19 protein-coding genes and 1 pseudogene are annotated in these 23,080 nt (G+C 74.8%); 11 read left to right on the forward strand and 9 right to left on the reverse strand.

The genetic code is table 11. The features are described from left to right. The 5 genes from sucB to C5N14_RS16600 form a co-directional block, all read left to right on the forward strand. On the forward strand, positions 1–1,276 hold a 1,276-nt coding region (gene sucB, locus C5N14_RS16580; protein ID WP_117669007.1), incomplete at its 5' end, for a 2-oxoglutarate dehydrogenase, E2 component, dihydrolipoamide succinyltransferase. A 134-nt stretch (positions 1,277–1,410) separates the two neighbouring features. Further along, positions 1,411–2,748: a low temperature requirement protein A gene (locus C5N14_RS16585; protein ID WP_117669008.1), complete on the forward strand. Its 1,338-nt coding sequence runs from the start codon at positions 1,411–1,413 to the stop codon at positions 2,746–2,748. A gap of 143 nt (positions 2,749–2,891) precedes the next feature. Next, positions 2,892–3,407 (forward strand): hemerythrin domain-containing protein, encoded by a 516-nt coding sequence (locus tag C5N14_RS16590; protein ID WP_117669009.1) that lies wholly within the window; start codon positions 2,892–2,894, stop codon positions 3,405–3,407. A 184-nt stretch (positions 3,408–3,591) separates the two neighbouring features. Further along, complete coding sequence (locus C5N14_RS16595) at positions 3,592–4,524, forward strand: LLM class flavin-dependent oxidoreductase (RefSeq protein WP_117669010.1); 933 nt, start codon at positions 3,592–3,594, stop codon at positions 4,522–4,524. Between the two features lie 210 nt (positions 4,525–4,734). Beyond that, positions 4,735–5,634 (forward strand): TIGR01777 family oxidoreductase, encoded by a 900-nt coding sequence (locus tag C5N14_RS16600; protein WP_117669075.1) that lies wholly within the window; start codon positions 4,735–4,737, stop codon positions 5,632–5,634. Between the two features lie 48 nt (positions 5,635–5,682). Here C5N14_RS16600 and C5N14_RS16605 read toward each other — a convergent pair whose 3' ends face one another. After that, positions 5,683–6,933, reverse strand: coding sequence for a PHB depolymerase family esterase (locus C5N14_RS16605; protein ID WP_117669011.1), 1,251 nt, complete (start codon positions 6,931–6,933; stop codon positions 5,683–5,685). Positions 6,934–7,137: 204 nt separating this feature from the next. After that, positions 7,138–7,524 carry an SCO5389 family protein gene (locus tag C5N14_RS16610; RefSeq protein WP_117669012.1) on the reverse strand — a complete coding sequence of 129 codons (387 nt, stop codon included), beginning with the start codon at positions 7,522–7,524 and terminating at the stop codon, positions 7,138–7,140. 115 nt (positions 7,525–7,639) lie between these two features. Between C5N14_RS16610 and C5N14_RS16615 the strand changes: the two genes are divergently transcribed. The 3 genes and pseudogenes from C5N14_RS16615 to C5N14_RS16625 all read left to right on the forward strand — a co-directional run. Next, a complete protein-coding gene (locus C5N14_RS16615; RefSeq protein ID WP_117669013.1) occupies positions 7,640–9,454 on the forward strand; it encodes a DUF2079 domain-containing protein in 1,815 nt (604 codons plus the stop codon). 66 nt (positions 9,455–9,520) lie between these two features. Beyond that, positions 9,521–10,168 carry a lipoyl(octanoyl) transferase LipB gene (lipB, locus tag C5N14_RS16620; RefSeq protein ID WP_117669014.1) on the forward strand — a complete coding sequence of 216 codons (648 nt, stop codon included), beginning with the start codon at positions 9,521–9,523 and terminating at the stop codon, positions 10,166–10,168. A 25-nt stretch (positions 10,169–10,193) separates the two neighbouring features. After that, positions 10,194–10,472 (forward strand): annotated as a pseudogene (locus C5N14_RS16625) (VOC family protein); the annotation flags it as partial. 443 nt (positions 10,473–10,915) lie between these two features. Here C5N14_RS16625 and aspS read toward each other — a convergent pair. Then, positions 10,916–12,202, reverse strand: coding sequence for an aspartate--tRNA(Asn) ligase (gene aspS / locus C5N14_RS16630; protein ID WP_117669076.1), 1,287 nt, complete (start codon positions 12,200–12,202; stop codon positions 10,916–10,918). Between the two features lie 448 nt (positions 12,203–12,650). Here aspS and lipA point away from each other — a divergent pair, with 448 nt between their 5' ends. After that, positions 12,651–13,661 (forward strand): lipoyl synthase, encoded by a 1,011-nt coding sequence (gene lipA / locus C5N14_RS16635; RefSeq protein WP_117669015.1) that lies wholly within the window; start codon positions 12,651–12,653, stop codon positions 13,659–13,661. 108 nt (positions 13,662–13,769) lie between these two features. Here lipA and C5N14_RS33780 read toward each other — a convergent pair whose 3' ends face one another. Together C5N14_RS33780 and C5N14_RS16645 are read right to left on the reverse strand one after the other, a co-directional pair. After that, positions 13,770–16,661, reverse strand: a complete 2,892-nt coding sequence (locus C5N14_RS33780) for an AAA family ATPase (protein ID WP_256371524.1) — start codon at positions 16,659–16,661, stop codon at positions 13,770–13,772. A gap of 203 nt (positions 16,662–16,864) precedes the next feature. Beyond that, a complete protein-coding gene (locus C5N14_RS16645; protein WP_243639673.1) occupies positions 16,865–17,113 on the reverse strand; it encodes a hypothetical protein in 249 nt (82 codons plus the stop codon). 162 nt (positions 17,114–17,275) lie between these two features. Here C5N14_RS16645 and C5N14_RS16650 point away from each other — a divergent pair, with 162 nt between their 5' ends. After that, positions 17,276–17,965, forward strand: coding sequence for a DUF4191 domain-containing protein (locus C5N14_RS16650; RefSeq protein WP_117669016.1), 690 nt, complete (start codon positions 17,276–17,278; stop codon positions 17,963–17,965). A 172-nt stretch (positions 17,966–18,137) separates the two neighbouring features. Here the strand turns inward: C5N14_RS16650 and C5N14_RS16655 are convergent, their stop codons facing one another. Then, a complete protein-coding gene (locus C5N14_RS16655; RefSeq protein WP_117669017.1) occupies positions 18,138–18,536 on the reverse strand; it encodes an RDD family protein in 399 nt (132 codons plus the stop codon). Between the two features lie 251 nt (positions 18,537–18,787). On the opposite strand from C5N14_RS16655, the gene glnA reads away from it, so the two are divergent. Then, positions 18,788–20,212, forward strand: a complete 1,425-nt coding sequence (gene glnA / locus C5N14_RS16660) for a type I glutamate--ammonia ligase (protein ID WP_117669018.1) — start codon at positions 18,788–18,790, stop codon at positions 20,210–20,212. Positions 20,213–20,419: 207 nt separating this feature from the next. Here the strand turns inward: glnA and C5N14_RS16665 are convergent, their stop codons facing one another. The 3 genes from C5N14_RS16665 to mptB form a co-directional block, all read right to left on the reverse strand. After that, entirely contained in the window at positions 20,420–20,884 is a 465-nt protein-coding gene (locus C5N14_RS16665; RefSeq protein WP_117669019.1) for an SRPBCC domain-containing protein, read from the reverse strand. Positions 20,885–20,898: 14 nt separating this feature from the next. Next, complete coding sequence (locus C5N14_RS16670) at positions 20,899–21,258, reverse strand: helix-turn-helix transcriptional regulator (RefSeq protein ID WP_117669020.1); 360 nt, start codon at positions 21,256–21,258, stop codon at positions 20,899–20,901. Between the two features lie 279 nt (positions 21,259–21,537). Next, positions 21,538–23,073 (reverse strand): polyprenol phosphomannose-dependent alpha 1,6 mannosyltransferase MptB, encoded by a 1,536-nt coding sequence (gene mptB / locus C5N14_RS16675; protein ID WP_165878134.1) that lies wholly within the window; start codon positions 23,071–23,073, stop codon positions 21,538–21,540. Positions 23,074–23,080: the final 7 nt, after the last annotated feature.

Raw genomic sequence — 23,080 nt, forward strand, 5'->3', positions numbered from 1 at the left:
GCCGGTCGCCGGCACCCTGCTGGAGATCAAGGTCGCCGAGGACGAGACCGCCGCGGTCGGCGCCGACCTGGCGATCGTCGGCGCGGCCGGTGCCGCTCCGACCGAGGCGAAGCCGGCGCCCAAGCCGGAGGCCAAGCCCGAGCCGAAGCCGGAACCGAAGGCCGAGGCCGCCCCGGCGAAGGTCGAGGAGCCGACCCCGGGACAGTCGTACAACGAGCCGGCGGCCGAGGCCGAGACGGCGGCCAAGCCGGCGCAGGCCGAGCAGCAGGCCCAGCCGACGGCCCCGACCGCCACCCCGGCGCGCCCGTCGGCGCCCGCGGGCGGCGAGGAGGCGGCCGGTTACGTGACCCCGCTGGTGCGCAAGCTGGCCGGCGAGCACGGCGTGGACCTGTCCTCGCTCACCGGCACCGGCGTCGGCGGCCGGATCCGCAAGCAGGACGTGCTGGCGGCGGCGGAGAAGGCCAAGGCGGCGAAGGCCGCGCCGGCCCCGGCGGCGCAGCCGGCCGGCCCGGCGGCCCCGGTCAGGCCGGCCGCGAAGCCGCAGCCGAGCGCGAAGCGCGGCACCACCGAGAAGCTGCCCCGGATCCGGGCGACCATCGCCAAGCGGATGCAGCAGTCGCTGCACGAGATGGCGCAGCTCACCACGGTCGTCGAGGTGGACGTCACCAAGGTCGCCAAGCTGCGGGCCAAGGCCAAGGACTCGTTCCAGCAGCGGCACGGCGTGAAGCTGTCGTTCCTGCCGTTCTTCGCCCTCGCTGCGGTCGAGGCGCTCCAGGCGTACCCGATCGTCAACGCCAGCATGGACCTCGACGCCGGCACGATCACCTACCCGCAGGCCGAGCACCTCGGCATCGCGGTGGACACCGAGCGCGGCCTGATGGTGCCGGTGATCCACGGCGCGGGTGACCTCAACCTGGGCGGGATCGCCAGGCGGATCGCCGACCTGGCCGAGCGCACCCGCACCAACAAGATCAGCCCGGACGAGATCGCCGGGGCGACGTTCACGCTGACCAACACCGGCAGCCGGGGCGCGCTGTTCGACACCCCGATCGTGCCGTCGCCGCAGTCGGCGATGCTCGGCACGGGCGCCGTGGTGAAGCGCCCGGTCGTGGTCAACGACCCGGAGCTGGGCGAGGTCGTCGCGGTCCGCTCGATGGTCTACCTGGCCCTGTCGTACGACCACCGGCTGATCGACGGCGCGGACGCGGCCCGCTTCCTGGTCGCGGTCAAGGAGCGGCTGGAGGCCGGCAACTTCGAGGCCGAACTCGGCCTGTAACTCCCGCTGTCCCACCCGACGGGCGCCCCGGTCACACCGACCGGGGCGCCCGTCGCCACAGTCCTCGACGTACCGCCCGAGGAGCTAAGCCGAATCCCCACCGGGAGCCCCCCGGACGCTGCGAGAGTTGACGGGTGGGCGGCAATCGACTGCGGAGGCTCGGCCCGGTCGTGGCAGTCGCCCCGGGTGCCCGCGTCGACAGGTTCGAGATCTTCTTCGACCTGGTCTTCGTCTTCTCGTTCTTCATCATCACCCGGGCCACCGCCGCCGAGATCACCGGCGCGTCCCTGCTGCACGCCATGCTGGTGCTCGCCGTGCTCTGGTGGACCTGGGTGGTGCACAGCGTGGTGGCCACCCGGATCCGGCTCGGCCAGGGCTTCGTCCCGGTGCTGATGGTCGTCGCGATGGCGGCGCTCTTCTGCTTCGCGCAGGCGCTGCCCCAGGCCTTCGGCGACCCGCGCGGGGGAGCCGCCGGGCCGGTGGTCGTCGTGGTCAGCTACGTGGTCATCCTCGGCGTGCACCTGTTCCTCCTCTCCCTGCACGCCGAACGGAACAGCGCGGAGGGGCGCCGGCAGTTTCTCCGGTTCGCCCCGGTGATGGGGCTCAGCACGTTCCTGCTGCTCGCCGCAGCGCTGCTCCCCGCCATGGTCCACGACCCGGGCCGGGCGAGCCTGGTCCGGGACGGGCTCTGGGCGGCCGTGGTGCTGCTCCAGTACGCCACGGGGCTCTTCGGCACCAAGGGTTGGGAGGTGCAGTCGGCGGAGCACTGGACGGAACGCTACGACCTCATCCTGATCATCGCGCTGGGCGAGTCGGTCATCTCGGTCGGCGTCGGCAGCAACCTCCTCGGCCAGCCGCCGACCTGGCCGGCGCTCGCCGCGGCCGTCCTCGGCATCTTCTTCACCGCAGCGCTGTGGTGGGCCCACTACGACGTCATCGGGCCGGCCGCCCGGATCGCGCTGCACGTCGCGAAGGGCCGTCCCCGGGCGACGATGGCCCGCGACGCGTTCGCCTACCTCTACCTGCCGATGATCGCCGGAATCATCCTGTTCGCCCTGGGCGCCGAGGAGATCGTGCACGGGATCGCCAGCCCCACCGTGCCCGTCGGCGAGCCGGCCCACGGCCCGTCCGTGCCCCTGCTCTTCGGCGGGGTGATCTGCTACCTGTGCGGGAACATGCTGTTCCAGCTCCGCACGCTGGGCACGCTGTCCTGGACCCGGGTCGTCGCCGTCGTGCTGCTCACCGCCGGCATCCCGGTCGGTGCCCGCCTGCCCGGGCTGGCCGCCCTGGGGCTGTTGACCGCGATCTGTGTGGGCCTGGTCGCGGTCGAGGTGATCACCATGGCGGAGGGCCGGCTCGCCCTGCACGAGGAAATCGCCCGCGAGCGCACCAACCACGAGGCGCTCGAGGCCGCCTGGCGGGCCCGGTGGCGCGCGAAGGCCCCCGGCGAGCAGCCCTCCGGCGAGCGGTGACCGACCCGCCGGCCGAGCGCGCCGGCGCGGGCCGAGCGGGCGGTACGCGGCCAGCACGGTCGGTAGGATCATCGCCAGCGTCGCGGTGCACCCGGCAAGGAGACCGCCGAGGGCATGGAGGCGCGGGACCGTACGGGACTGACGTGCACCCTTCCCCCGGGCCGGGCAACCGATTCACGGCGCTCGGCACCCAGTTGATCGAGATCCACCACTGGCTCCGCGAGGAGTTGGCCCGGCTCCGGGCGAGCCTCGAACCCGGCGCGGTCCCGCCGAACGGCGGCGACCGGCTGCGCAGCCTGCGGGCCCACTGTCTCAGCTTCTGCTCCGCCCTCACGGCGCACCACACCGGCGAGGACGGCGGCGCGTTCCGGGTGCTGGCCGAGGAGGCGCCGCAACTGCGGCCGGTCCTGGCGAAGCTCGCCCAGGACCACCGGCTGATCGACGGCATCGTGCGCCGGATCGAGGAGCTGGTCGCCGGGCCGCCGGCCGCCGACCCGGCCGCCGCCGCCCGGGTGCTCGCCGAGCTGGACGGCCTCACCGCCATCGTCGAGTCGCACTTCGGCTTCGAGGAGCGGGCGATCGTCACCGCGCTCGACGCGCTGCGCGCCGACGCCGGCACCGCCGAGGAGCTGTACGGCCTCGCCCCGCCCGCCTGGTGACCCCGACCCCCGACCTGGCCGGGCCGGGCCGGGCCGGGTCGGGTCGGGTCGGGCCGGGCCGGGCCGCGACGGCCGCGCCGGGTTCAGCGGGCCGGGTCGGGTTCAGCGGTCGGCGGATTCGCCGGTCGGCAGAATCCGGCCCGGCGCGCTGGCCCGTTCGGCACCGGCACCGCACGCTGGGCTGATGGCGACCTTCTCCCTCCAGTCCGCCCCCACTGACGCCGCGAGCTGGCTCGCCCTGGCCCGTCGGGCCGAGGCCGCCGGCTATGACACGCTGCTCGCCGCCGACCACCCGGGCTCCTGCGGCGACCCGTTCGTCGCGCTGGCCGCCGCCGCGTCGGTGACCTCGACGATCGGGCTCGGCTCGTACGTGTCGAACCTGGGCGTCCGCGAGCCGATGCTGCTCGCCGCCGACGTGGCCACGCTCGACGTGGTCTCCGGCGGGCGGGCCCGCCTCGGCGTCGGCGCCGGCCACACCCCGGCCGAGTGGCGCGCGGTCGGCCGGGAACGCCCCGACGTGGCCGGCCGGGTCCGCCGCTGCCTCGCCGTCACCGAGGCGGTACGCGCCCTGCTCGACGGGGCGGAGGTCACCGTGGACTCCCCCGAGCTGACCGTGCACGCCGCCCGGCTGACCTCGCCCCGGCCGGTGCAGGAGCGCATCCCGCTGACCGTCGGGACGTCCAACTCGACGCTGCTGCGCTGGGCCGGGGCGCACGCCGACGTGGTCGGGCTGGCCGGCCTCGGCCGTACCCTCGAGGACGGCCACCAGCACGAGGCCCGGTGGCGGGCCGACCAGATCGGGGCGCAGCTCGCCCGCGTCGCCGAGGGGGCGGCGGGCCGGGCGAACCCACCGGCGCTGGAGGCGCTGGTGCAGACCGTCGTGGTGACCGACGACGCGGAGGCCGCCGCCGCCGAGCAGGCCGGCCGGACCGGGCTCACCGTCGCCGAGCTGCTGGCCACGCCGTTCGTGCTGATCGGCACCGAGGACGAGATCGTCGCGGCGGTCGCCGAGCACGAGCGCCGCTGGGGGGTCACCCGCTTCGTGGTCCGCGCCGACGCCCTCGACCCGCTCACCCCGGTACTCGCCCGCCTGGCCGGTGACGGTCGCCCGGCGTAGGTGCCCCTTCGGGTGGTCCCGGTACCGACGGAACAGCGAGCCGGCGAAGTCCGGGGTGCCGACGACGTGCGCGGGCGGGCCCCGCAGTGGCTGGGCTGGTTCACCGACGGGCGGCCCGACGCGCCCTGGGCGACCCGGGTCGCCCAGGTGCGGCTGATCGAGATCCGCTCGCCGCGTCCGGTCGGTGCCGCGGGCGGCGAAGATATGGGTATGCGCATTCTCATGGCCGGCGCGTCCGGCTTCCTGGGCACCCGGCTGGTCGGCCGCCTCACCGCCGGGGGACACCAGGTCACCCACCTGGTCCGGCGGCCGGCGCGCACTCCCGACGAGCGACAGTGGAAGCCGTCCGCCGCCCAGCTCGACCCCGGGGTGGTCGCCGACGCCGACGCCGTGGTCAACCTGGCCGGCGCCGGTGTCGGCGACAAGCGGTGGAACGACGGGTACCGGCGGCTGATCCGGTCCAGCCGGGTGGACAGCACGACCACCCTGGCCATCACGATCGCCGGGCTGCCGACCGCCGACCGGCCGGCGGTGCTGCTGAACGCCTCCGCCGTCGGCTGGTACGGCAACACCGGCGACCGGATGGTCGAGGAGGACGCCCCGGCGGGCGAGGGCTTCCTCGCCGACGTCTGCCGGGTCTGGGAGGCGGCCACCCGCCCGGCCGAGGACGCCGGGGTACGGGTGGTCCGGCTGCGCACCGGGCTGCCGCTGCACCGCGACGGCGGGATGCTCAAGCCGCAGCTCCTGCCGTTCAGGCTCGGCGTCGCGGGACGGCTGGGCAGCGGCCGGCAGTGGCTGCCGTGGATCTCGATGGCCGACTGGCTGCGCGTGGCGGAGTTCCTGCTGGACCGCGACGACCTGGCCGGACCGGTCAACGGGGTCGGCCCGGCCCCGGTCACCAACGCCGAGTTCACCAGGGAGCTGGCCCGCCAGCTCCATCGCCCGGCGGTGCTGCCGATCCCGGCGGTGGCCCTCAGGGTGGCCCTCGGCGGCTTCGCGCAGGAGGCCCTGACCAGCGCCCGGGTCCTGCCCGCCGTGCTGCGCCGGGCCGGCTTCGCCTACCACCACCCCGATTTGGCCGGCGCCCTGCACGCCGCCCTGACCGACTGACCGGTACGGGGCCCGGCCCGGGCAGGCGGGACCCGTGCCGGAGCGCCCTCAGCAGCCGATCACCCAGTAGTCGGTGGCGGTGCGCCTGAGCGTGGACGTGTAGAAGGTGTTGTAGAGGCCCATCCGCTGGTTGCTGCCGAGGGCGTACGCGTAGCCGCCGGACTGGTACGCCCGCCCGGCGCTGACGTGGGCGTAGTTGCTGGCGGTGACGCACGTCGGGGCGGCGGTCGGGGTGGCGGTCGGCGTGGCGGTCGGCGTCGGCGTGGGGGTGGGCGACGCGGTGGCCGTCGGGGTCGGGGTGGCCGTCGGGGTCGGGGTGGTCCCGCCGCCGCCGAGACCGAAGAACTGCGCGTCGCGGTACGTGGAGCAGATGGTGTCCAGGAAGTACGCCCCGGCGGTGCCGCACTGGTCGGCGCCGGAGCCCGGGTCGACGGGGGTGCCGTGGCCCATCCCGGAGACCCGCTGGAGGCGGACCGCGTCGTTGCCGTACACCTCCAGGCTGGTGCCGGCGGGCAGCGACGCCGTGCTGGTGGGGGTCTGGGAGACGCCGAGCACGTTGGTCCACTGGTCGCGCGACTCGACGGCGTTGGCCGGCACGACGGTGCTGTCCGAGGTGCCGTGCCAGATCGACACCCGGGGTCGGCGGCCGGTGTAACCGGGGTACGCGGACCGGACCAGGTCGCCCCACGCGGCCGGGGTCTTGTCCACCCCGCTGTACTGGCAGGTGCTGGTGGCGGCGGGCGGCGAGCAGCGGTAGGGCAGGCCGGCGATGACCGAGCCGGCGGCGAAGAGGTCCGGGTAGGTGGCAAGCATGACCGAGGCCATCCCCCCGCCCGCCGAGAGCCCGCTGAGGTAGATCCGGTTGCCGTCGAGGCCGTAGGTGGACTTCGCGTACCCGACCATCTGCGCGATCGACAGCGCCTCGCCCCGGCCCCGGGTGATGTCCCCCTCGGTGAACCAGTTGAAGCAGCTCAGCGCCTGGTTGGCGGACGACTGCTGGGGCACGATCAGGGCGAACTTCCACTGGTCGGCGTACTTCTGCCAGCCGGAGCTGGCGAAGTAGCCCGACGCGTTCTGGGTGCAGCCGTGCAGCAGCACGACGGCCGGGGCAGCCGCCGGCAGGCCGTCGGGGCGGTACGCGTACATGGCGAGGTTGCCGGGGTTGGAGCCGAAACCGGTGACCTGGGTGAGGCTGGCGGCCTGGGCGGGCGCGGCGACGGCGACCGTGGCCGCCGCGGCGAGCGCGGCCCCGGCGACCGCCCCGGTGAGCCGGGTGAGCAGGGTGGTGGAGCGGCGCACGGCGGCCTCCTGTGGCGGATTGTGAACTGGGTCACCCCCGAGTTGCCGCGACGTTACGTCCCTGTTTCCGACCGGCGACATGGCCGCCGCTCACACATTCACGCCCGCCGACGTGTGCCCCCGCCCGGCGGCACCCGGCCGCCGGGCGGACGCCGCGGGGGTCCCGGCCGCGCGGGATGCGCGGCCGGGACCCCCGCGCCCCCGTCAGCAGTTGCGCAGCTCCGGGGACTGGTTGCGGATCTGGGCCAGCGGCGAGACGAACTGCCGGTACTCGTCGCTGTCGACCAGCGCGGGCGGGAAGGCCGCCACCCGGTGGCAGTTCTGGAAGGCGAGCCGCACCCCGAAGTGCCGCTCCAGGCCGCCCCGGATGGCGTCGCTGGCCAGCGCGCGCAGCAACTGCCCCCGCTCGGCCTCGGACGGCGGCGGCACGGCGTGGTCGGCCACCCGGCCGCCGGCCGCGCGCCCGGCCACGTCCGAGACGACCAGCCAGGCGTACGGCAGGGAGCGCCGCACGCAGTCGACGAACTCGGCGTCGTCGATCCGGCCCGCCTCGGCCCGCTCCAGCAGGGCGGTGGGTACGTCGAGAGACATGTTCTCCTCCGATCAACACAGGACAGCGTTGATGCAATTGGAAGTCATTTCCAACAAACGGTCAAGCCTTCGTGTCTGACCGGCGTGTCCAGTTCCGGTTGGTAACGTCCGCTGCGTGCCGTCCTCCCCGTCCCCGACCACCGGGCCGCCGCCCGCCGCCGCCCGCCGCCACGACCGGCGCGCCGACCTGACCGTCGTCCTCGTGGCGCTGGCGCTCGCGGTCTGGGTGACCAGCGGGCTGTGGCGGGATCCGGACCAGCGGGCGATCACCGTGAACTCCAGCGACCAGGCGCTGTTCGAGTGGCTGCTCGCCTTCGGCGGGCACGCGCTCACGCACGGGGAGAACCCGCTGTTCACGTACCTGATCAACGTTCCCGACGGGGTGAACCTCGCGGTCAACACCTCGATCACCGTGTACGCGGCGGTCTTCGCCCCGCTGACCTACCTCGTCGGGCCGCCGGCGACGTTCCTGGTGATCCTCACCCTCAACCTGGCCGCCACGGCGGTGGCCTGGTACCTGCTGCTGTCCCGGCAGTTCGTCCGCAGCCGGCTCGCGGCGGCGGTCGGCGCGCTGTTCGTCGCGTACTCCCCCGGCATGGTGTCGCACGCCAACGCCCACCTGAACTGGACGGCCGGCTGGCTCGTGCCGCTGCTGGTCTGGCGGCTGTTCGCGCTGCGCCGCCCCGGGCACTGGCTGCGCGACGGGGTCGCGCTCGGCGTCGCCGTCGCGGTGGCCTTCTCCATCGCCGCCGAGGGGCTGTTCTTCACCGCCCTGACGCTCGGCGTCTTCCTGCCCGTCTGGGCGCTGCACCCGAGCCGGCGGGCCGCCGCCCGGGCCGCGCTGCCCACCTTCCTGCGCGGGCTCGGCGTCACCGCGCTGACCGCCGGGGTGCTGCTGGCGTACCCGCTGTGGCTGCACTTCGCCGGGCCGCAGCGGTTCCACGGCACCGGCTTCGACCCGATCATCCACTCCGAGGACATCGCCGCGTACGGGGCGTACCCGCGCCGGTCGCTGGCGGGCGAGGCGGGCCTGGGCACCTCGCTCGCGCCCAACCCGACCGAGGAGAACTCGTTCTTCGGGGTGCCGCTGCTGCTGCTCACCGGGGTCTGCTTCGCCTTCCTCTGCTGGCGGGACCGGGCCCGCCGGGCCACCGTGTGGGCGCTCGGCGTCACCGCCGTGGTCTTCGCGGTGCTGTCCTGGGGCCCCCGGGCCACATGGAACGGCGAGCGCACCGACCGGCCGCTGCCGTTCCTGCTGCTGGACAACCTGCCGGTGGTCAACGCCGCCCTGCCGTCCCGGCTGGCCCTGGTGGTGGCCCCGGTGATCGGGCTGCTGCTGGCGTACACCGTCGACCGGCTGCGGGCCGATCCGCCTTCGCGCGCCGCGTCCGCCGCCTGGGTCGTCGGCTTCGCGGCGGCGCTGCTGCCACTGCTGCCCACCCCGCTGCTGACCAGCGTCCGCGAGCCGGTGCCGGCGTTCGTCACGGCCGGCACCTGGCGACAGTACGTCTCCCCGGGCGGGGTGCTCACCCCGCTGCCGCTGACCCTCGACGTGACCCCGGACGGGCAGCGCTGGCAGGCGTACGCGCTGGCCCACCGGCAGGGTGAGTTCCGCATCCCGGCCGGGTTCTTCCTCGGCCCGGGCGGCCCGGACGGCCGGGGCCGGATCGGGCCGCCCCCGCGCACCTTCGACACCCTGATGGACCAGGCCGGCCGGACCGGGCTGGTGCCGATCATCACCGAGGGCAGCATCGAGGAGTCCCTGGCCGACCTGCGGTACTGGGGCGTCGAGGTGGTCGTCCTCGCCGACCGGGTGCACGGCGCCAAGTACGACCTGGACGAGGAGGCCCTGCGCCGCACCGCCACCGCCCTGCTCGGCCCCCCGCAACGCGTCGACGACGTCTGGCTCTGGAAGGTCCCCCCGGCCTGACCCGACACGTCGGTGGTGAGGCGGCTCACCGCAGGTGACCGGCGGGTACGGGACTAGGCTGGTGGCGTGACCGCGACGATTCCGGGGCTTACCGCCGTCCGTGCAGGGGTGCTCGACTACCAGGCCGCGTGGGACGAGCAGCGGCGGCTGCACGAGGCCGTGGTGGCCGGCCTGCGCGGCGACACGGTGCTGCTGCTGGAGCACCCGAGCGTCTACACCGCCGGCAAGCGCACCGAGCCGTGGGACCGGCCGATGGACGGCACCCCGGTGGTCGACGTCGACCGGGGCGGCAAGATCACCTGGCACGGGCCGGGGCAGCTCGTCGGGTACCCGATCGTCAAGCTGCCCGACCCGGTGGACGTGGTCGCGTACGTGCGCCGGACCGAGCAGTTGCTGATCGACGTCTGCGCCGAGTTCGGGCTGGCCGCCGGCCGGGTCGAGGGGCGCAGCGGGGTCTGGGTGCCCGAGGACGCGAGGGGCCCGGCCCGCAAGGTCGCCGCCATCGGCATCCGGGTCGCCCGGGGGGTCACCCTGCACGGCTTCTCGATCAACTGCGACTGCGACCTGGCGTACTTCGACCGGATCGTGCCGTGCGGCATCCGCGACGCCGGGGTCACCAGCCTGACCGCCGAGCTGGGCCGTCCGGTCACCGTCGCCGACGTGCTGCCGGTGGTCGAGCGCCGCCTGCCCACCCTGGTCACCCTGCCCGCCTGAGCCGCCCAGGCCCGGCGGCCTTCACGGCCGCCCGAAGCGCTGGGTGGTGGTCCGCCCGCCGGGCGCGCGGACCGGCCTGCTGCTGGCCCGCGCCGACGGGGAGCGGCAGGAGGCGGCGGTCGGCGACCAGACCGCCGGCCGGGTCGGCTTCTTCCTCCGGGTCGACGACTTCGAGTCCACCCACCGCCGCCTCGTCGACGCGGGCGTCGAGTTCGTCAAGCCCCCGCGCACCGAACCGTACGGCCGGGTGGCCGTCTTCCGCGACATCGCCGGCAACCCCTGGGACCTCCTCGGCCCGGCCTGACCCATCCCGGCCTGCCCCGGCGCGACCTGCCCCGGCGCGGTGCAATCCGCCCTCCAGCTCCACCGCGTCCCCTGCGCCCCCTCCGGAGCCCCCGTGCTCTCCCGGCCGGACGCGCCCGGCACGCTCCTCGTCGCGTGCTCGACAACGCGACCAACCACTCCGTTGACGCACCGTCACCACCCGCCCCCGCACCCACCCCCCTCCCCCACTCGCTTTGCTCTGCACCCACCGACGCGGCAGCTACTTCACGTGCCTGTCGCATCGGTGGGTGCAGAGCAAAGGGCGGGAGTGGGGGGTTGAGGTGGGCGGGGTCGGCTCAGGTCAGGGGCAGCCGTGGCGGGGTGGCCTGAGGCAGCCACCCCGCCACACCTGACGGTGGGTGACGGGGACGCCCGACCGGCCGGGCCGTGACGCCGCGTAGGCGCCGAACAGGAATCGGTCGGTCAGGGGGTGAGGCGGTGCAGGTCGCGGGGGAACGCGGTGGCCTCGCGGACGTTGGCCGCCCCGACCAGGCGGGCGACGAAGCGTTCCAGCCCGATCGCGAAGCCGCCGTGCGGCGGCATGCCGTGCCGGAACGCGTCGAGGTAGCCCGCGTACGGCCCGACCGGCTCGCCGCGCCCCGCGAGGGCGGCCAGGTAGTCGTCGTACCGGTGCAGGCGCTGCCCGCCGGTGACCAGCTCGACACCCCGGAACAGCAGGTCGAACCCGTTGGAGTACGCCGGCCGCGCCGGGTCGGGGTGGGTGTAGAACGGCCGCTTCGCCATCGGGTACCCGGTGACGAAGAGGAAGTCGCTGCCGTGCTCCCGGCGGGCCCAGTCGCCCAGCGCCCGCTCGTGGGCGGGGGCGAGGTCCGGCTCGTCGGCCGGGGCCCCGGCGATGACCAGGGCCTCGGTGAAGTGCACGGCCGGAATCCGCGCCGGCACCTCCGGCGGGTTCACGCCGAGCGTGGCCAGGGCGCCGCCGGCCCGGTCCGCCACCGTCGCCAGCATCCCGGCGACGGTGTCCCGCAGCACGGTCATGACGTCCCGGTGGTCGGCCACGAAGCCCAGCTCGGCGTCGAGCGAGGTGTACTGGGCCAGGTGCCGGACGGTGTCGTGCGGCTCGGCCCGGAACACCGGCCCGACCTCGTACACCCGCTCGAAGACGCCGACCATGAGCTGCTTGTAGAACTGCGGCGACTGGGCCAGGTACGCGGGCCGGCCGAACCAGTCCAGCGCGAAGACGTTCGCGCCCGACTCGGTGGACGAGCCGACCACCTTCGGGGTGTGGATCTCCACGAAGTCGCGGGCGTCGAGGGCGGCCCGGAACCCGGCCACCGCCGCCGCCGAGATGCGCAGCGTCGCCGCCCGGGTCGGGTGGCGCAGCGCGACGGGCGCGTGGTCGAGCTGGGTGGGCAGGGTGGCGGTCAGCGCCGGGCGGTACAGGTCGAACGGGGGCGGGACGGCAGGCGGGCCGAGCGGTCGTACCGTCGGGTCGGTCAGCTCGACCCCGGCGGGGGCCGTCGGGTTCGCGGTGGCCGTGCCGACCACCTCGACGACGGTCTCCTCGGTCAGCGCCTCGACGGCGGCGCGGACGGCCGGGTCGGTGACCACCACCTGGACCAGGCCGGCGGCGTCCCGCACGATCAGGAACGCCACCGACTTGAGCAGCCGGCGGCGGTGCACCCAGCCGGCGACCCGGACGGTCGCGCCGGCGTGGGCGGGGAGCTGGGTGGACAGGATGCGTTGCACGGCGGGTACCTCCTCGATCAATCGCAACGCGATCCCCGGGAGGTGTGGGCGAGCGGGTCCTCGCGGTGCCACCACACCTTCGCCCCCGCCGCGGCGGGGGCCTCGTTCGTCGCCTGGTGACCGGGGCCAGCCGGGCGGGCTCTACTGGGCGGTGCCGACCGGACCCCTCCGGTGTCGGAGGGCGCCGTCGCGCACGCGCCGTTCTTCCCGCAGCTCGGGAGGGTCTTCGCGCGCCGACGCCAGACCGCCTCGCAGCGATCGGCGGCTCTCTGAACTGGCGGGGCGGCGCGCTACTCGGCTCCGTCACAGCTTTCCGGCAAGGTAGCACCCGGCCGTGGCGGGCGTAACGCGGTTTCTGCACCACCGGTGGGCGGCGTCACAGGGATTAGGGGGTGATGGGCGTCGCCTCACGTTCATCGACGCAGACCGTCGGGCGTAGGCTCGTTTCGTGACGATCGAGCAGCAATCCGCGCCGACGACGCCGACGACCGAGCAGCCGACGACCAGCCCCGCTGCGCGTACCGCGACGGTGGCCCCCGAGGGGCGGCGCATGCTGCGGATCGAGGCGCGCAACGCCGAGACGCCGATCGAACGCAAGCCGCCGTGGATCAAGGTCAAGGCCAAGATGGGGCCGGAGTACACCCAGCTACGCGGGCTGGTCTCGCGCGAGGGGCTGCACACCGTCTGCCAGGAGGCCGGCTGCCCGAACATCTACGAGTGCTGGGAGGACCGGGAGGCCACCTTCCTCATCGGTGGTGACCAGTGCACCCGGCGCTGTGACTTCTGCCAGATCGACACTGGCAAGCCGGCCGAGTTCGACGCCGACGAGCCGCGCCGGGTGGCCGAGTCCGTGGTGTCGATGGGACTGCGCTATGCCACGATCACCGGCGTCGCCCGCGACGACCTGCCCGATGGCGGCGCATGGCTGTACGCCGAGACGGTCCGCCAGATCCATGCCCTCCAGCCGGGCTGCGGCGTGGAGTTGCTGATCCCCGACTTCAACGCGGTCCCCGAGCAGCTCGCCGAGGTCTTCGGCTCGCGCCCGGAGGTGCTGGCGCACAATGTCGAGACGGTGCCGCGGATCTTCAAGCGGATCCGGCCGGCGTTCCGCTACGAGCGCTCGCTGGACGTGATCCGGCAGGCCCGCGCCGACGGCCTGGTCACCAAGAGCAACCTGATCCTCGGCATGGGCGAGGAGCGGGCCGAGGTGTCCCAGGCGCTGCGCGACCTGCACGAGGCGGGCTGCGAGCTGATCACCATCACGCAGTACCTGCGCCCGTCGCCCCGGCACCACCCGGTGACCCGCTGGGTCAAGCCGGAGGAGTTCGTGGAGCTGCGCGAGGAGGCCGAGGAGATCGGCTTCGCCGGGGTGATGAGCGGGCCGCTGGTGCGCTCGTCGTACCGGGCCGGCCGGCTCTACCGGCAGGCGCTGGACGCCCGCGAGGCCGTCCGCGCCTGACCCGTCGGCGGGGGTACGGGCCAGGGGCGCTCCGATTCGGCGGCGCCCCCGCAGGCGTACCGCGCCGCCCCGCTGTTCGCCCGGTCGTTCGGGTCGGTGGGGGTGGGGTCAGCGGTCGTCGGGGGCGAGCAGTCCGAGGCGGTGGGCGACCGCGGCGGCCTCGACCCGGTTGCCGACGTCCAGCTTGGCGATGATCCGGGAGACGTGCACGCTCGCCGTCTTCGGCGAGATGAACAGCCGCTCGGCGATCCGGCTGTTGCTCAGCCCCTCGGCGACCAGGCGCAGCACCTCCTGCTCGCGTACGGTCAGCAGGTCGCGCCCGGTGCGGTGGCCGGCCGTGCCGCGCAGCCCGACCCGGCGGGCCAGCGTCGCGGCCCGCTCGGCCAGCGGCGTCGCGCCCAGCTTCGCGGCGATCGCCGCCGTCTCCCGGACCGCCGCCGCGGCCTCGTCCCGTTCCCCCGCCCCGGCCGCCGCCTCGGCCAGCGCGAGCAGCGCCCGCCCCAGCGGGTACGGCGACCCGGCCGCCCGCCATGCCGCGACGGCTGCCCGCCAGGCGGGCAGCGCCGGCGGCCCCTCGGCCAGCAGGGCGGCGACCTCGACGGCGTGGGCCCGCTCCGTCGGGAACCGGGCGGGCAGGTCGACGGCCGGCCCGGCCAGCGCGGCGGCGAGGTCGGCGTCCGGCGCGGCGGCGGCGGCCCGGGCGGCGGCGGCCAGCACCGGCCAGCCCTCCCGGGGCAGCTCGGGCAGGCGCTCGTCGGCCAGCGCGGCCCTCACGGCGCGGACCGCCCCGGCCGGATCGCCGGCGGCCAGCGCGGCCTCGATCCGCAGTTCGTGCAGCGGCAGCCGGTGGTTCGGCCACAGGTAGGGCCGCCCGAGGAAGGCCAGTGCCCGGCCGACCAGCTCGTCGGCGCGCGGGTGGGCCCGGGCCAGCCGCAGGCCGGCCCGTAGCTGGAGCCAGTGCAGCCCGGAGACGCCGGGCGGGTCGGTCCGGGCCGCCTCGACGCACGCCGTGTCGGCCTCGTCCCACCGGCCCAGGGCGATCAGTGCCTCGGCTTTGTTGGAGAGCAGGTACGCCCCGGTGGAGCGGCTGATGCCGACCCGGCGTGCCTCGGCCACCCCGGCGTCGGCCGCCTCGACCGACTCGGCGTACCGGCCCAGCTCGTACAGCACGTCGGAGAGGTGCACCGCCGCGCTGACCAGGGCCGGGGCGTTGCCGGCGGCGCGGGCCAGGGTCTCGGCCCGGCGCAGTTCGGCCAGGCCGAGGTCGGGGGCGCGGTCGGAGCGGCAGATCATGGCGATCCGGGTCGGCAGCAGGGCCAGGTCCTCGCCGACCGCCTCGGCCGCCGTGGTCGCCTCGGCGGCGATCCGCGCGGCCTGCTCGGGGTCGATCCGCACCAGGTGGGCGGCGAGGTCGGCGAGCAGCCGGACCCGCTCCGGCCCGTCCGGCACCCCGGCGGCCAGCCGGTACGCCTCCCCCAGCTCGGCCGTGCCGTCGGCCTTGCCGAGCAGGGCGAGCAGCCGGCCCCGCCGGTCGAACAGCCGGGCCGCCCGCAGCGGCTCGGCGTCCCGGTCCACCTCGGCGAGGGCGGCCCGGGCGAGGGTGGCCGCCCGGTTCAGGTCACCGGCAGTGGTGGCCGCGGCCAGGGTCTCCTCCAGCACGGCGAGGTGGTCCATGCCGAGCCGGTCGGCCGCGTCGGGGACCTGCTCCCACAGCTCCAGCACCCGTTCCAGCAGCCGGCTCTGCTCCGCGTACGCGTACCGCTCGGCGGCGGCGTCCGCGGCGGCGCGGGCGGTGACCAGGGCGCGGGGGTGGTCGTGGGCGGCGTACCAGTGGTGGGCGATCTCGGCCGGGGCGCGGCCGGCGGCGACCAGGTGCGGGTGCGCCTCGATCACGGCGGCGTACCGGGCGTGCAGCCGGGCGTGCTCGCCGGGCAGCAGCTCGTCGTGCACCGCCTCACGCACCAGCGCGTGGCGGAACTCGTAGTCGCCGTCCGGATCGGCCACCACGAGCTGGGCGGCCACGGCGGCGCGCAGCGCGTCCTCCAGCTCCGGCTCGGGCGGGCCGGCGACCTCGGCGAGGAGTTGGTGGGCGAAGCGGGTGCCGCCGGCGGCGGCGATCCGCAGTACCCGCTGGGCCGCGTCGGGCAGCCGGTCGACGCGGGCGAGCAGCAGGTCGCGCAGGGTCTCCGGGAGGGCGGCGCAGCCGACCGGATCACCGGCGGCGGCCAGCTCCTCGATGAAGAACGGGTTGCCCTGGGTACGGGCGTGCACGTCGTCCACGGACCGGGCGGGCGGCTCGGCGCCGAGCAGGTCGGTGAGGATCGCGGCCGTGCCGTCGCGGTCCAGGCGGCCCAGTTCGATCCGCTCGACGCCCCGGGCCCGGTCCAGCTCGGCCAGGAAGGGCCGCAGCGGGTGACCCCGGTGCAGTTCGTCGGTCCGGTACGTGCAGATCAGCAGCAGCCTGGCGGTGCGGGCCGCGCGCACCAGGAAACCGATCAGGTCCCGGGTGGACCGGTCGGCCCAGTGCAGGTCCTCGATCAGCAGCACCAGCGGCTGTGCGGCGGCCAGCCGGTGGAACAGCTCCGCGACCAGGTCGAACAGGTACCCGCGTGGGGCGTCGGACAGCGGTGGGCGGCCGGGCGCGGCGACGCCGGCCGGGACCCGGGCCAGCTCGGGCAGGAGGCGGGCGAACTCCGCCTCGTACCCCTCGAAGGCGCCCGGGCCGTCGCGGCGCAGCACCTCGCGCAGCGCGGCGGCGAACGGCGCGAAGGGCAGGCCCGCCTCGCCGAGTTCCAGGCACTGGCCGACCAGCAGCCGCGCTCCCCCGCCGGTGGCCCGGGAGCCGAACTCCTCCAGCAGCCGGGTCTTGCCGACCCCGGCCTCGCCGCCGACCAGCACCGTGGCCGATTCGCCGGCGCCGGTGCGGGCCAGCGCGTCGTACAGGCTCGTCAGCTCGGACTCCCGGCCGACGAGGACGGTGCTGGCGGCTCGTGCGGTCACGGCAGGAAGCATGCCACGGCCGCCACCGGCGTCGCCCCGGCCGACCGGCCCGGTCGCGGCCGATCGTTGCGGCGCCGCCGCCGACGCGGGCTGCGCGAGCCGATCCGCCGCCGCCGCGAACGGAGCCGCCGGGAACGGAGCCGCCGCCGGTGCGGGCGAGGACGCCGCCGGCGCGGGCGGAGCTGCCGGCGGCGTGGGCGGCGTCACCGGCGGGTGTCACCGGTGTGGTGGGAGTGGTGGGAGTGGCGGCGGCGGCCGAGCCAGTCGCGGCCGTGCCGGCGGGGCACCGACCGGGCGAGCCGGTCCGCGTCCGCGTCGGCGCGCAGCTCGGCGGCGTGCGCGCGGTGGATGGAGAGCAGGAAGCCTGCGTCGTTGCCGAACATGTCGGGCTCCTCGTGGTGCGGGTTGAGCTGCCGACACTGACTCTCCGCGCGCAGGTCCCCCCGCCGCATGAGGGCAGCACCTGATCTTCGACCGCCCCGCCTCCTTACCAGGCCGTCCGGGCCGCCCCGGAGCGGCGTAAGGTACTCAGCCCGCCGCCGGGAGGGCCCCCGCCTGGGCGGGGCACCGGCCGCGGATCAACCGGTTGCACGGCGACCACTAGACTCCTCGACATGGCAAAGCCCCAGGAGAAGGTCTCGTTCGGCCAGCGGCTGAAGCAGATCGGGATGGTGTTCCAGTTCACCGCCAAGCAGGACCGGTGGTTCGCGCCGCTGACCGCCGGCGCGGTGCTGATCCCGCTCGCGCTGACCGTGGTCGCGGTGATCCTCTGGGGCTGGCTCTGGCTGCCGCTGGGCATCCTGCTCACCCTGCTCGCCGTGCTGATCGTGCTCAACCTGCGGTCCAACAAGGCGATGATGAACGCCGCCGAGGGGCAGCCCGGCGCGGCGGCGCAGATCATGGAGAACATGCGGGGCGACTGGCGGGTCACCCCGGCGGTCAGCGCCACCACCCAGATGGACATGGTGCACCTGGTCATCGGCCGTCCCGGCGTGATCCTGCTGGCCGAGGGGAACCCGCAGCGGATCCGCGGCCTGCTGGGGCAGGAGAAGCGGCGACTGGCCAAGGTGATCGGCACGGCCCCGCTCTACGACTACGTCATCGGCCAGGACGAGGGCGAGCTGCCGATCCGCAAGCTGCGGATGACGCTGATGCGGCTGCCGCGCAACCTCAGCGGCAAGGACGTCAACGCCCTCGACAAGCGGCTCAAGGCGCTCACCGCCCGCCCGCAGATGCCCAAGGGCGCGATCCCGAAGAACATGCGCCCGCCGCGCAGCGCCTTCCGCCAGACCAGGGGCCGCTGACCCCGCTCCCCCGACCCCACTCCCCCCGGCCCCGCGCGCCGGGACGCCCACGTCCCGGGCCGCCCCGAGCACCGCAGCTTCGCGCAGATTCACGGAAAGAGTGGCCTTCCACGGCGGGGAGGCCACTCTTTCCGTGTATCAGCGCGGTGACGAGCGGGGCGGGGGCGGGGCGTCAGGGGCGGGGGGCGGGGGTGATCACCGAGCCGGTGAGGCGGTCGTGCAGGCCGCGGCGGTGCTCGTCCATGAGCAGGGCCGGGATCACCAGGGCCAGCAGGACGCCACGCAGCAGCGCACGGGCCAGGCCGACCCGGCCGCCGTCGGCCCAGGACAGGCAGCGGATCCGGGTGACGTACATGCCGGGGGTCTGGGCGAACAGGCCGAGGAATAAGGCGTACTCGACGATCAGCACCACGACGGGCGCCCAGCCGTCGCGGACCGGGTCGGCGAAGAAGTTGGACACCAGCAGGCAGAGCACCCAGTCGATCACCAGGGCGCCGAACCGGCGGCCCAGGGAGGGCGGGACGAAACCGGGGTCGGCGGCGGGCGGTGCGGGATGCTGCGGCGTGGTCACAGCCGCCAAGGGTAGTCAGGCGCGCCGGAGTGGCCGGAGTGGCACCGACCGCCGAATCGGACCAAAGGCGGTAATCTGCGTTACAACGCCATGCCGGGTATCGTCCGAACGGACAGCGGATGGCGACTGACCGGCGAAGATGACGCAGCGCGAGCGACGTAACACGACAGAAACACTCAAGATACGGCCGGGCAACCGTGCGGTCATAGCGTCGCCAGGAGCCAGCCACCGTGGACGTGCCAGGAGGACGTGTGTTCGCCAATCCCGAGGAACTCCTGCGATACCTCAAGAACGAGGACGTGAAGTTCGTCGACGTACGTTTCTGTGACCTGCCCGGCGTGATGCAGCACTTCAACCTGCCGGTGGAGTCCTTCGACGACAGCGTCTTCACCGACGGTCTCGCCTTCGACGGGTCGTCGATCCGCGGCTTCCAGGCGATCCACGAGTCGGACATGCTCCTGCTCGCGGACGTCGCGAGCGCCTTCATCGACCCCTTCCGCGCGCAGAAGACCCTCGCGCTGAACTTCTTCATCCACGACCCGTTCACCCGCGAGGCGTACTCGCGGGACCCGCGGAACGTGGCGAAGAAGGCCGAGGCGTACCTCGCCGCGAGCGGCATCGCCGACACCGCCTACTTCGGCGCCGAGGCGGAGTTCTACATCTTCGACTCGATCCGCCACGAGACCTCGGCGCACCAGTCGTTCTACTACATCGACTCGATCGAGGGCGCCTGGAACTCCGGCCGCGAGGAGCCGGGCGGAAACCGCGGGTACAAGACCCCGTACAAGGGTGGGTACTTCCCGGTGCCGCCGGTCGACCACTACGCCGACCTGCGCGACAGCATGGTCCGCCGCCTGGTCGACGCCGGCTTCACCGTGGAGCGTTCGCACCACGAGGTCGGCACCGCCGGCCAGTCGGAGATCAACTACAGGTTCTCCACCCTGCTGCAGTCGGCCGACCAGCTCCAGCTCTTCAAGTACCTGATCAAGAACGAGGCCTGGGTCAACGGCAAGACCGCCACGTTCATGCCGAAGCCGCTCTTCGGCGACAACGGCTCGGGCATGCACACCCACCAGAGCCTGTGGCTGAACGGCGAGCCGCTGTTCTACGACGAGACCGGCTACGCCGGCCTGTCCGACATGGCCCGCTGGTACATCGGCGGCCTGCTGCACCACGCCCCGTCGCTGCTGGCCTTCACCAACCCGACGATCAACTCGTACCGCCGCCTGGTGCCCGGCTACGAGGCCCCGGTCAACCTGGTCTACTCGCAGCGCAACCGGTCCGCCTGCACCCGCATCCCGGTGACCGGCAGCAACGCGAAGGCCAAGCGCGTCGAGTTCCGGGTGCCGGACCCGTCGAGCAACCCGTACCTCGCCTTCTCGGCGATGATGATGGCCGGCCTGGACGGCATCAAGAGCAAGATCGAGCCGCCGGAGCCGATCGACAAGGACCTGTACGACCTGCCGCCGGAGGAGTGGGGCTCGGTCAAGCAGGTTCCGGGCTCGCTGCCCGAGGTGCTCGACGCGCTGGAGGCCGACCACGACTACCTGCTCGACGGCGGCGTGTTCACGCCGGACCTGATCTCCACCTGGGTGGAGTGGAAGCGGGCCAACGAGGTCGACCCGGTGCGCCTGCGCCCGACCCCGCACGAGTTCGCGATGTACTTCGACTGCTGAGCCCTCGGGTCAGCACGCTCCCTCAGCACCGGCCGGGCCGGCTCCGCACCCGCGGGGCCGGCCCGGCCGGTTGCGTCCGTCGCCTGACGCACCGCCGCCGGACACACCGTCGCACCCGACTCGACGCGCCCCTGCCCCACCTGCGGGCGGTACGCTGCACCGCCGGTCGCCCCGCCGGCCGACGGGGGGCGGGGCGACCGCCCCCGTTCAGCGGGCGAGCAGGGCGTCCAGCTTGCCGAAGGAGCTGCCCCAGCCCTCCCGGGCGTCGGCCTCGACCTCCCGGGTGTACGGGCCCTGCCGCAGCACCAGGCGGGTCCGGTCTCCACCCTCGTCGTGGAACTCGATCCGCACCTCCAGCCGGGCCCCGTCCGGGAACCCGGGGACGCCCTGGACCTCCTCGTAGCCGACGAGCAGCTCGTTCTCGACCACCTCGGTGAACGTCGCGTCGACCGGGGAGGTGAAGCTCGGGTCGGTGTCGTTGACCATCGTGAAGCGCTGGTGGCCGCCGGCCCGGGCGTCGACGCTGACGGTCTCCCGGGGCACCGAGAAGCCGACCGGCCCGAACCACTGGGCGAGCTGGTCGGGGTCGGTGAAGGCCCGGTAGACCAGCTCGCGCGGGGCGTCGAAGACCCGGGTGATGACCAGCGTCTCGGTGGCTGCGGTCTCGGTCATGGTGTCGTCCTCTCTCACTGCGTGCTCTCGTCGTCGGTGGGCGTCGCCTGCGCCTGCCGCATCCGCCGCAGGTGCGCGTCGAGCCGGTCGAAGTTCGCGTCCCAGAACTGCCGGTACCGCTCCATCCAGGCCGTCGCCTCTCGCAGCGGCTCCGGGTTGAGACTGCTGGAGCGCCACTGGGCGGACCTGCTCCGGGAGATCAGCCCGGCGTTTTCGAGCACCTTCAGGTGCCGGGAGATCGCCGGAAGGCTGATCGCGAACGGCTCGGCCAGCTCCGAGACCGTGGCGTCCCCCTCGGCGAGCCGGGCGAGGATCGCCCGGCGGGTCGGGTCCGCCAACGCCGCGAAGATGACGCTGAGTCGATCGGTTGCCACGCTCTTAACCACCTCGTTAATTAACTTACGCGTTAAACGTAGGTCCCGGCACCGGCCCCGTCAAGCACCTCCGCCGTGTTTCGACCGCCCCCGAGGCCCGGACGCCGCACCGGGGACCGAGTGCCTGATCGCCCCAGCCGCCCACTCCGACCCCGGCCGCCCGACCGCCACCGGGCCGGGTCGCTCGGCGGCGTTCGGCGGACCGTCCCGCGGCCGGCCGGCACGCGACCCGCGCCGGCCGCCGCGTGCGATGTCGTAAACGATTCAGCTCCCAAGGCGTCAGGAGGAGATGCCCGGCGCCTCCGGGTCGGCACCACCCGCGTCGGGGCGGGCAGCGAACGCCCGCCCCGCCCACGCCGCCCACGCCGCCAGCACCACCACCAGCACCGTCATCGCGATCGCGCCGGGGGCCTTGGTGAACCGGGCCAGGTTGCTGCCGTCCGGCAGCGTCAGGACGGCGGCGACGGCGCACGGCAGCACGAACCAGGTGGTCCGCGCGGCCCGGATCACCGAGACGGCCAGCAGCGTCAGGGGCCAGAGGGCGTACCAGGGGTGGAAGACCGGGGAGAGGGCGACCGTGGCGGCCAGCGCCAGGCCCGCCCCGAGCAGGGCCACCCGGGGGCGGGCCGCCGCCACGGCGCGGGCCCGCCGCCGGACGTCGTTGAGCCGGCGCAGCGACCGCCAGGCCCACCACCACAGGGCCACCAGCAGCACCACGAGCAGCAGCAGGCCGGTGGCCCGGGCCACCGGCACGGCGTCCGGCCGCCGGCCGACCAGTTCCCCCGCGTAGTCGACGACGAAGCCGACGGCGGTCGGCGGCGAAGTCCACTGCGCGGAGTCGGCGCTGCGGGCCAGCCCGCCGACCCAGCCCAGGCCCAGCCCGGAGGCCAGCGAGGTCGCCAGCGCCGCGCCCAGCGCGCCGCCGGCCAGCCAGCCGCCGTCGCGCAGCAGCGCCCGCCAGGTGTACCGGCCGAGCACGGCGGCCAGCGCCGCGAACGGCAGCACCACCACGGCGGTCGCCTTCACCGACACGGCCAGCCCGAGCAGCGCCCCGGCCAGCAGCAGCGGTCGCGGCCGGCCGGGCCGGCGGACCAGCACCAGCAGGGCCAGCAGCAGCAGGCCGAGCGCCACCGCGTCGTTGTGCGCGCCGGCCACCAGGTGCACCCCGACCAGCGGCGCGGCCAGCGCCAGCCAGGCGGCCCGCCGGGTCGGCGCGCCGGCCGCCCGGGCCAGCCCCGGCAGGCAGAGCGCGGTCAGCAGCACCCCCGCCACGGCGTACAGCCGCAGCACCGCGATCGTGCCGGCCAACCCGCCACCCACGGTCGCCGCCAGGGCGGCGAGCAGCACGAAAACCGGCCCGTACGGCGCGGGGGTGTCCCGCCAGATCGGGGCGACCGAGTCCAGCCACGGGCAACCGGCCGCCGCCACCCCCACCTCGTACGGGTCGCGCCCGTGCGCGTACGACCAGCCCTGGCAGGCGTACGAGTAGACGTCGCGGCTGCCCAGCGGCGGCGTCGCCAGCAGCGGCAGCAGCCAGAGCCCGGCGGTGCGGTACGCCCACCGGGCCGACGGGGCACCCCGGCGCAGCGCCCACCACGCCCCGACCATCAGCGCGGTGCCGGCCAGCCAGCAGCCAAGCACCGCCGGCCCGTGCGGGCCCCGCCAGGTGTCGACCGGGCCGCCGTCGGCGATCTCGGGCAGCGCCCCGCCCAGCCAGCCGGCGACGGCGAGCAGCACCGCGCCGAGCAGCCCGGCCCAACGGGCGAGCGCGGCCCGCCGGCGGGAGGGGGCGGGCGGTTCGCCGGGGACGGTCACCGGCGCA

The sequence above is a fragment of the Micromonospora sp. MW-13 genome (assembly GCF_003434305.1).
Taxonomy (GTDB): Bacteria; Actinomycetota; Actinomycetes; order Mycobacteriales; family Micromonosporaceae; genus Micromonospora.

Bases quoted from the DNA above. Each gene is read 5' to 3' on its own strand.
- C5N14_RS16600 (WP_117669075.1), top strand. From the start codon at position 4,735: ATGCGCATTCTCATGGCCGGCGCGTCCGGCTTCCTGGGCACCCGGCTG.
- C5N14_RS16645 (WP_243639673.1), bottom strand. From the start codon at position 17,113: ATGCGGCGGGGGGACCTGCGCGCGGAGAGTCAGTGTCGGCAGCTCAAC.
- C5N14_RS16665 (WP_117669019.1), bottom strand. From the start codon at position 20,884: ATGACCGAGACCGCAGCCACCGAGACGCTGGTCATCACCCGGGTCTTC.
- C5N14_RS16610 (WP_117669012.1), bottom strand. From the start codon at position 7,524: ATGTCTCTCGACGTACCCACCGCCCTGCTGGAGCGGGCCGAGGCGGGC.
- C5N14_RS16650 (WP_117669016.1), top strand. From the start codon at position 17,276: ATGGCAAAGCCCCAGGAGAAGGTCTCGTTCGGCCAGCGGCTGAAGCAG.
- C5N14_RS16595 (WP_117669010.1), top strand. From the start codon at position 3,592: ATGGCGACCTTCTCCCTCCAGTCCGCCCCCACTGACGCCGCGAGCTGG.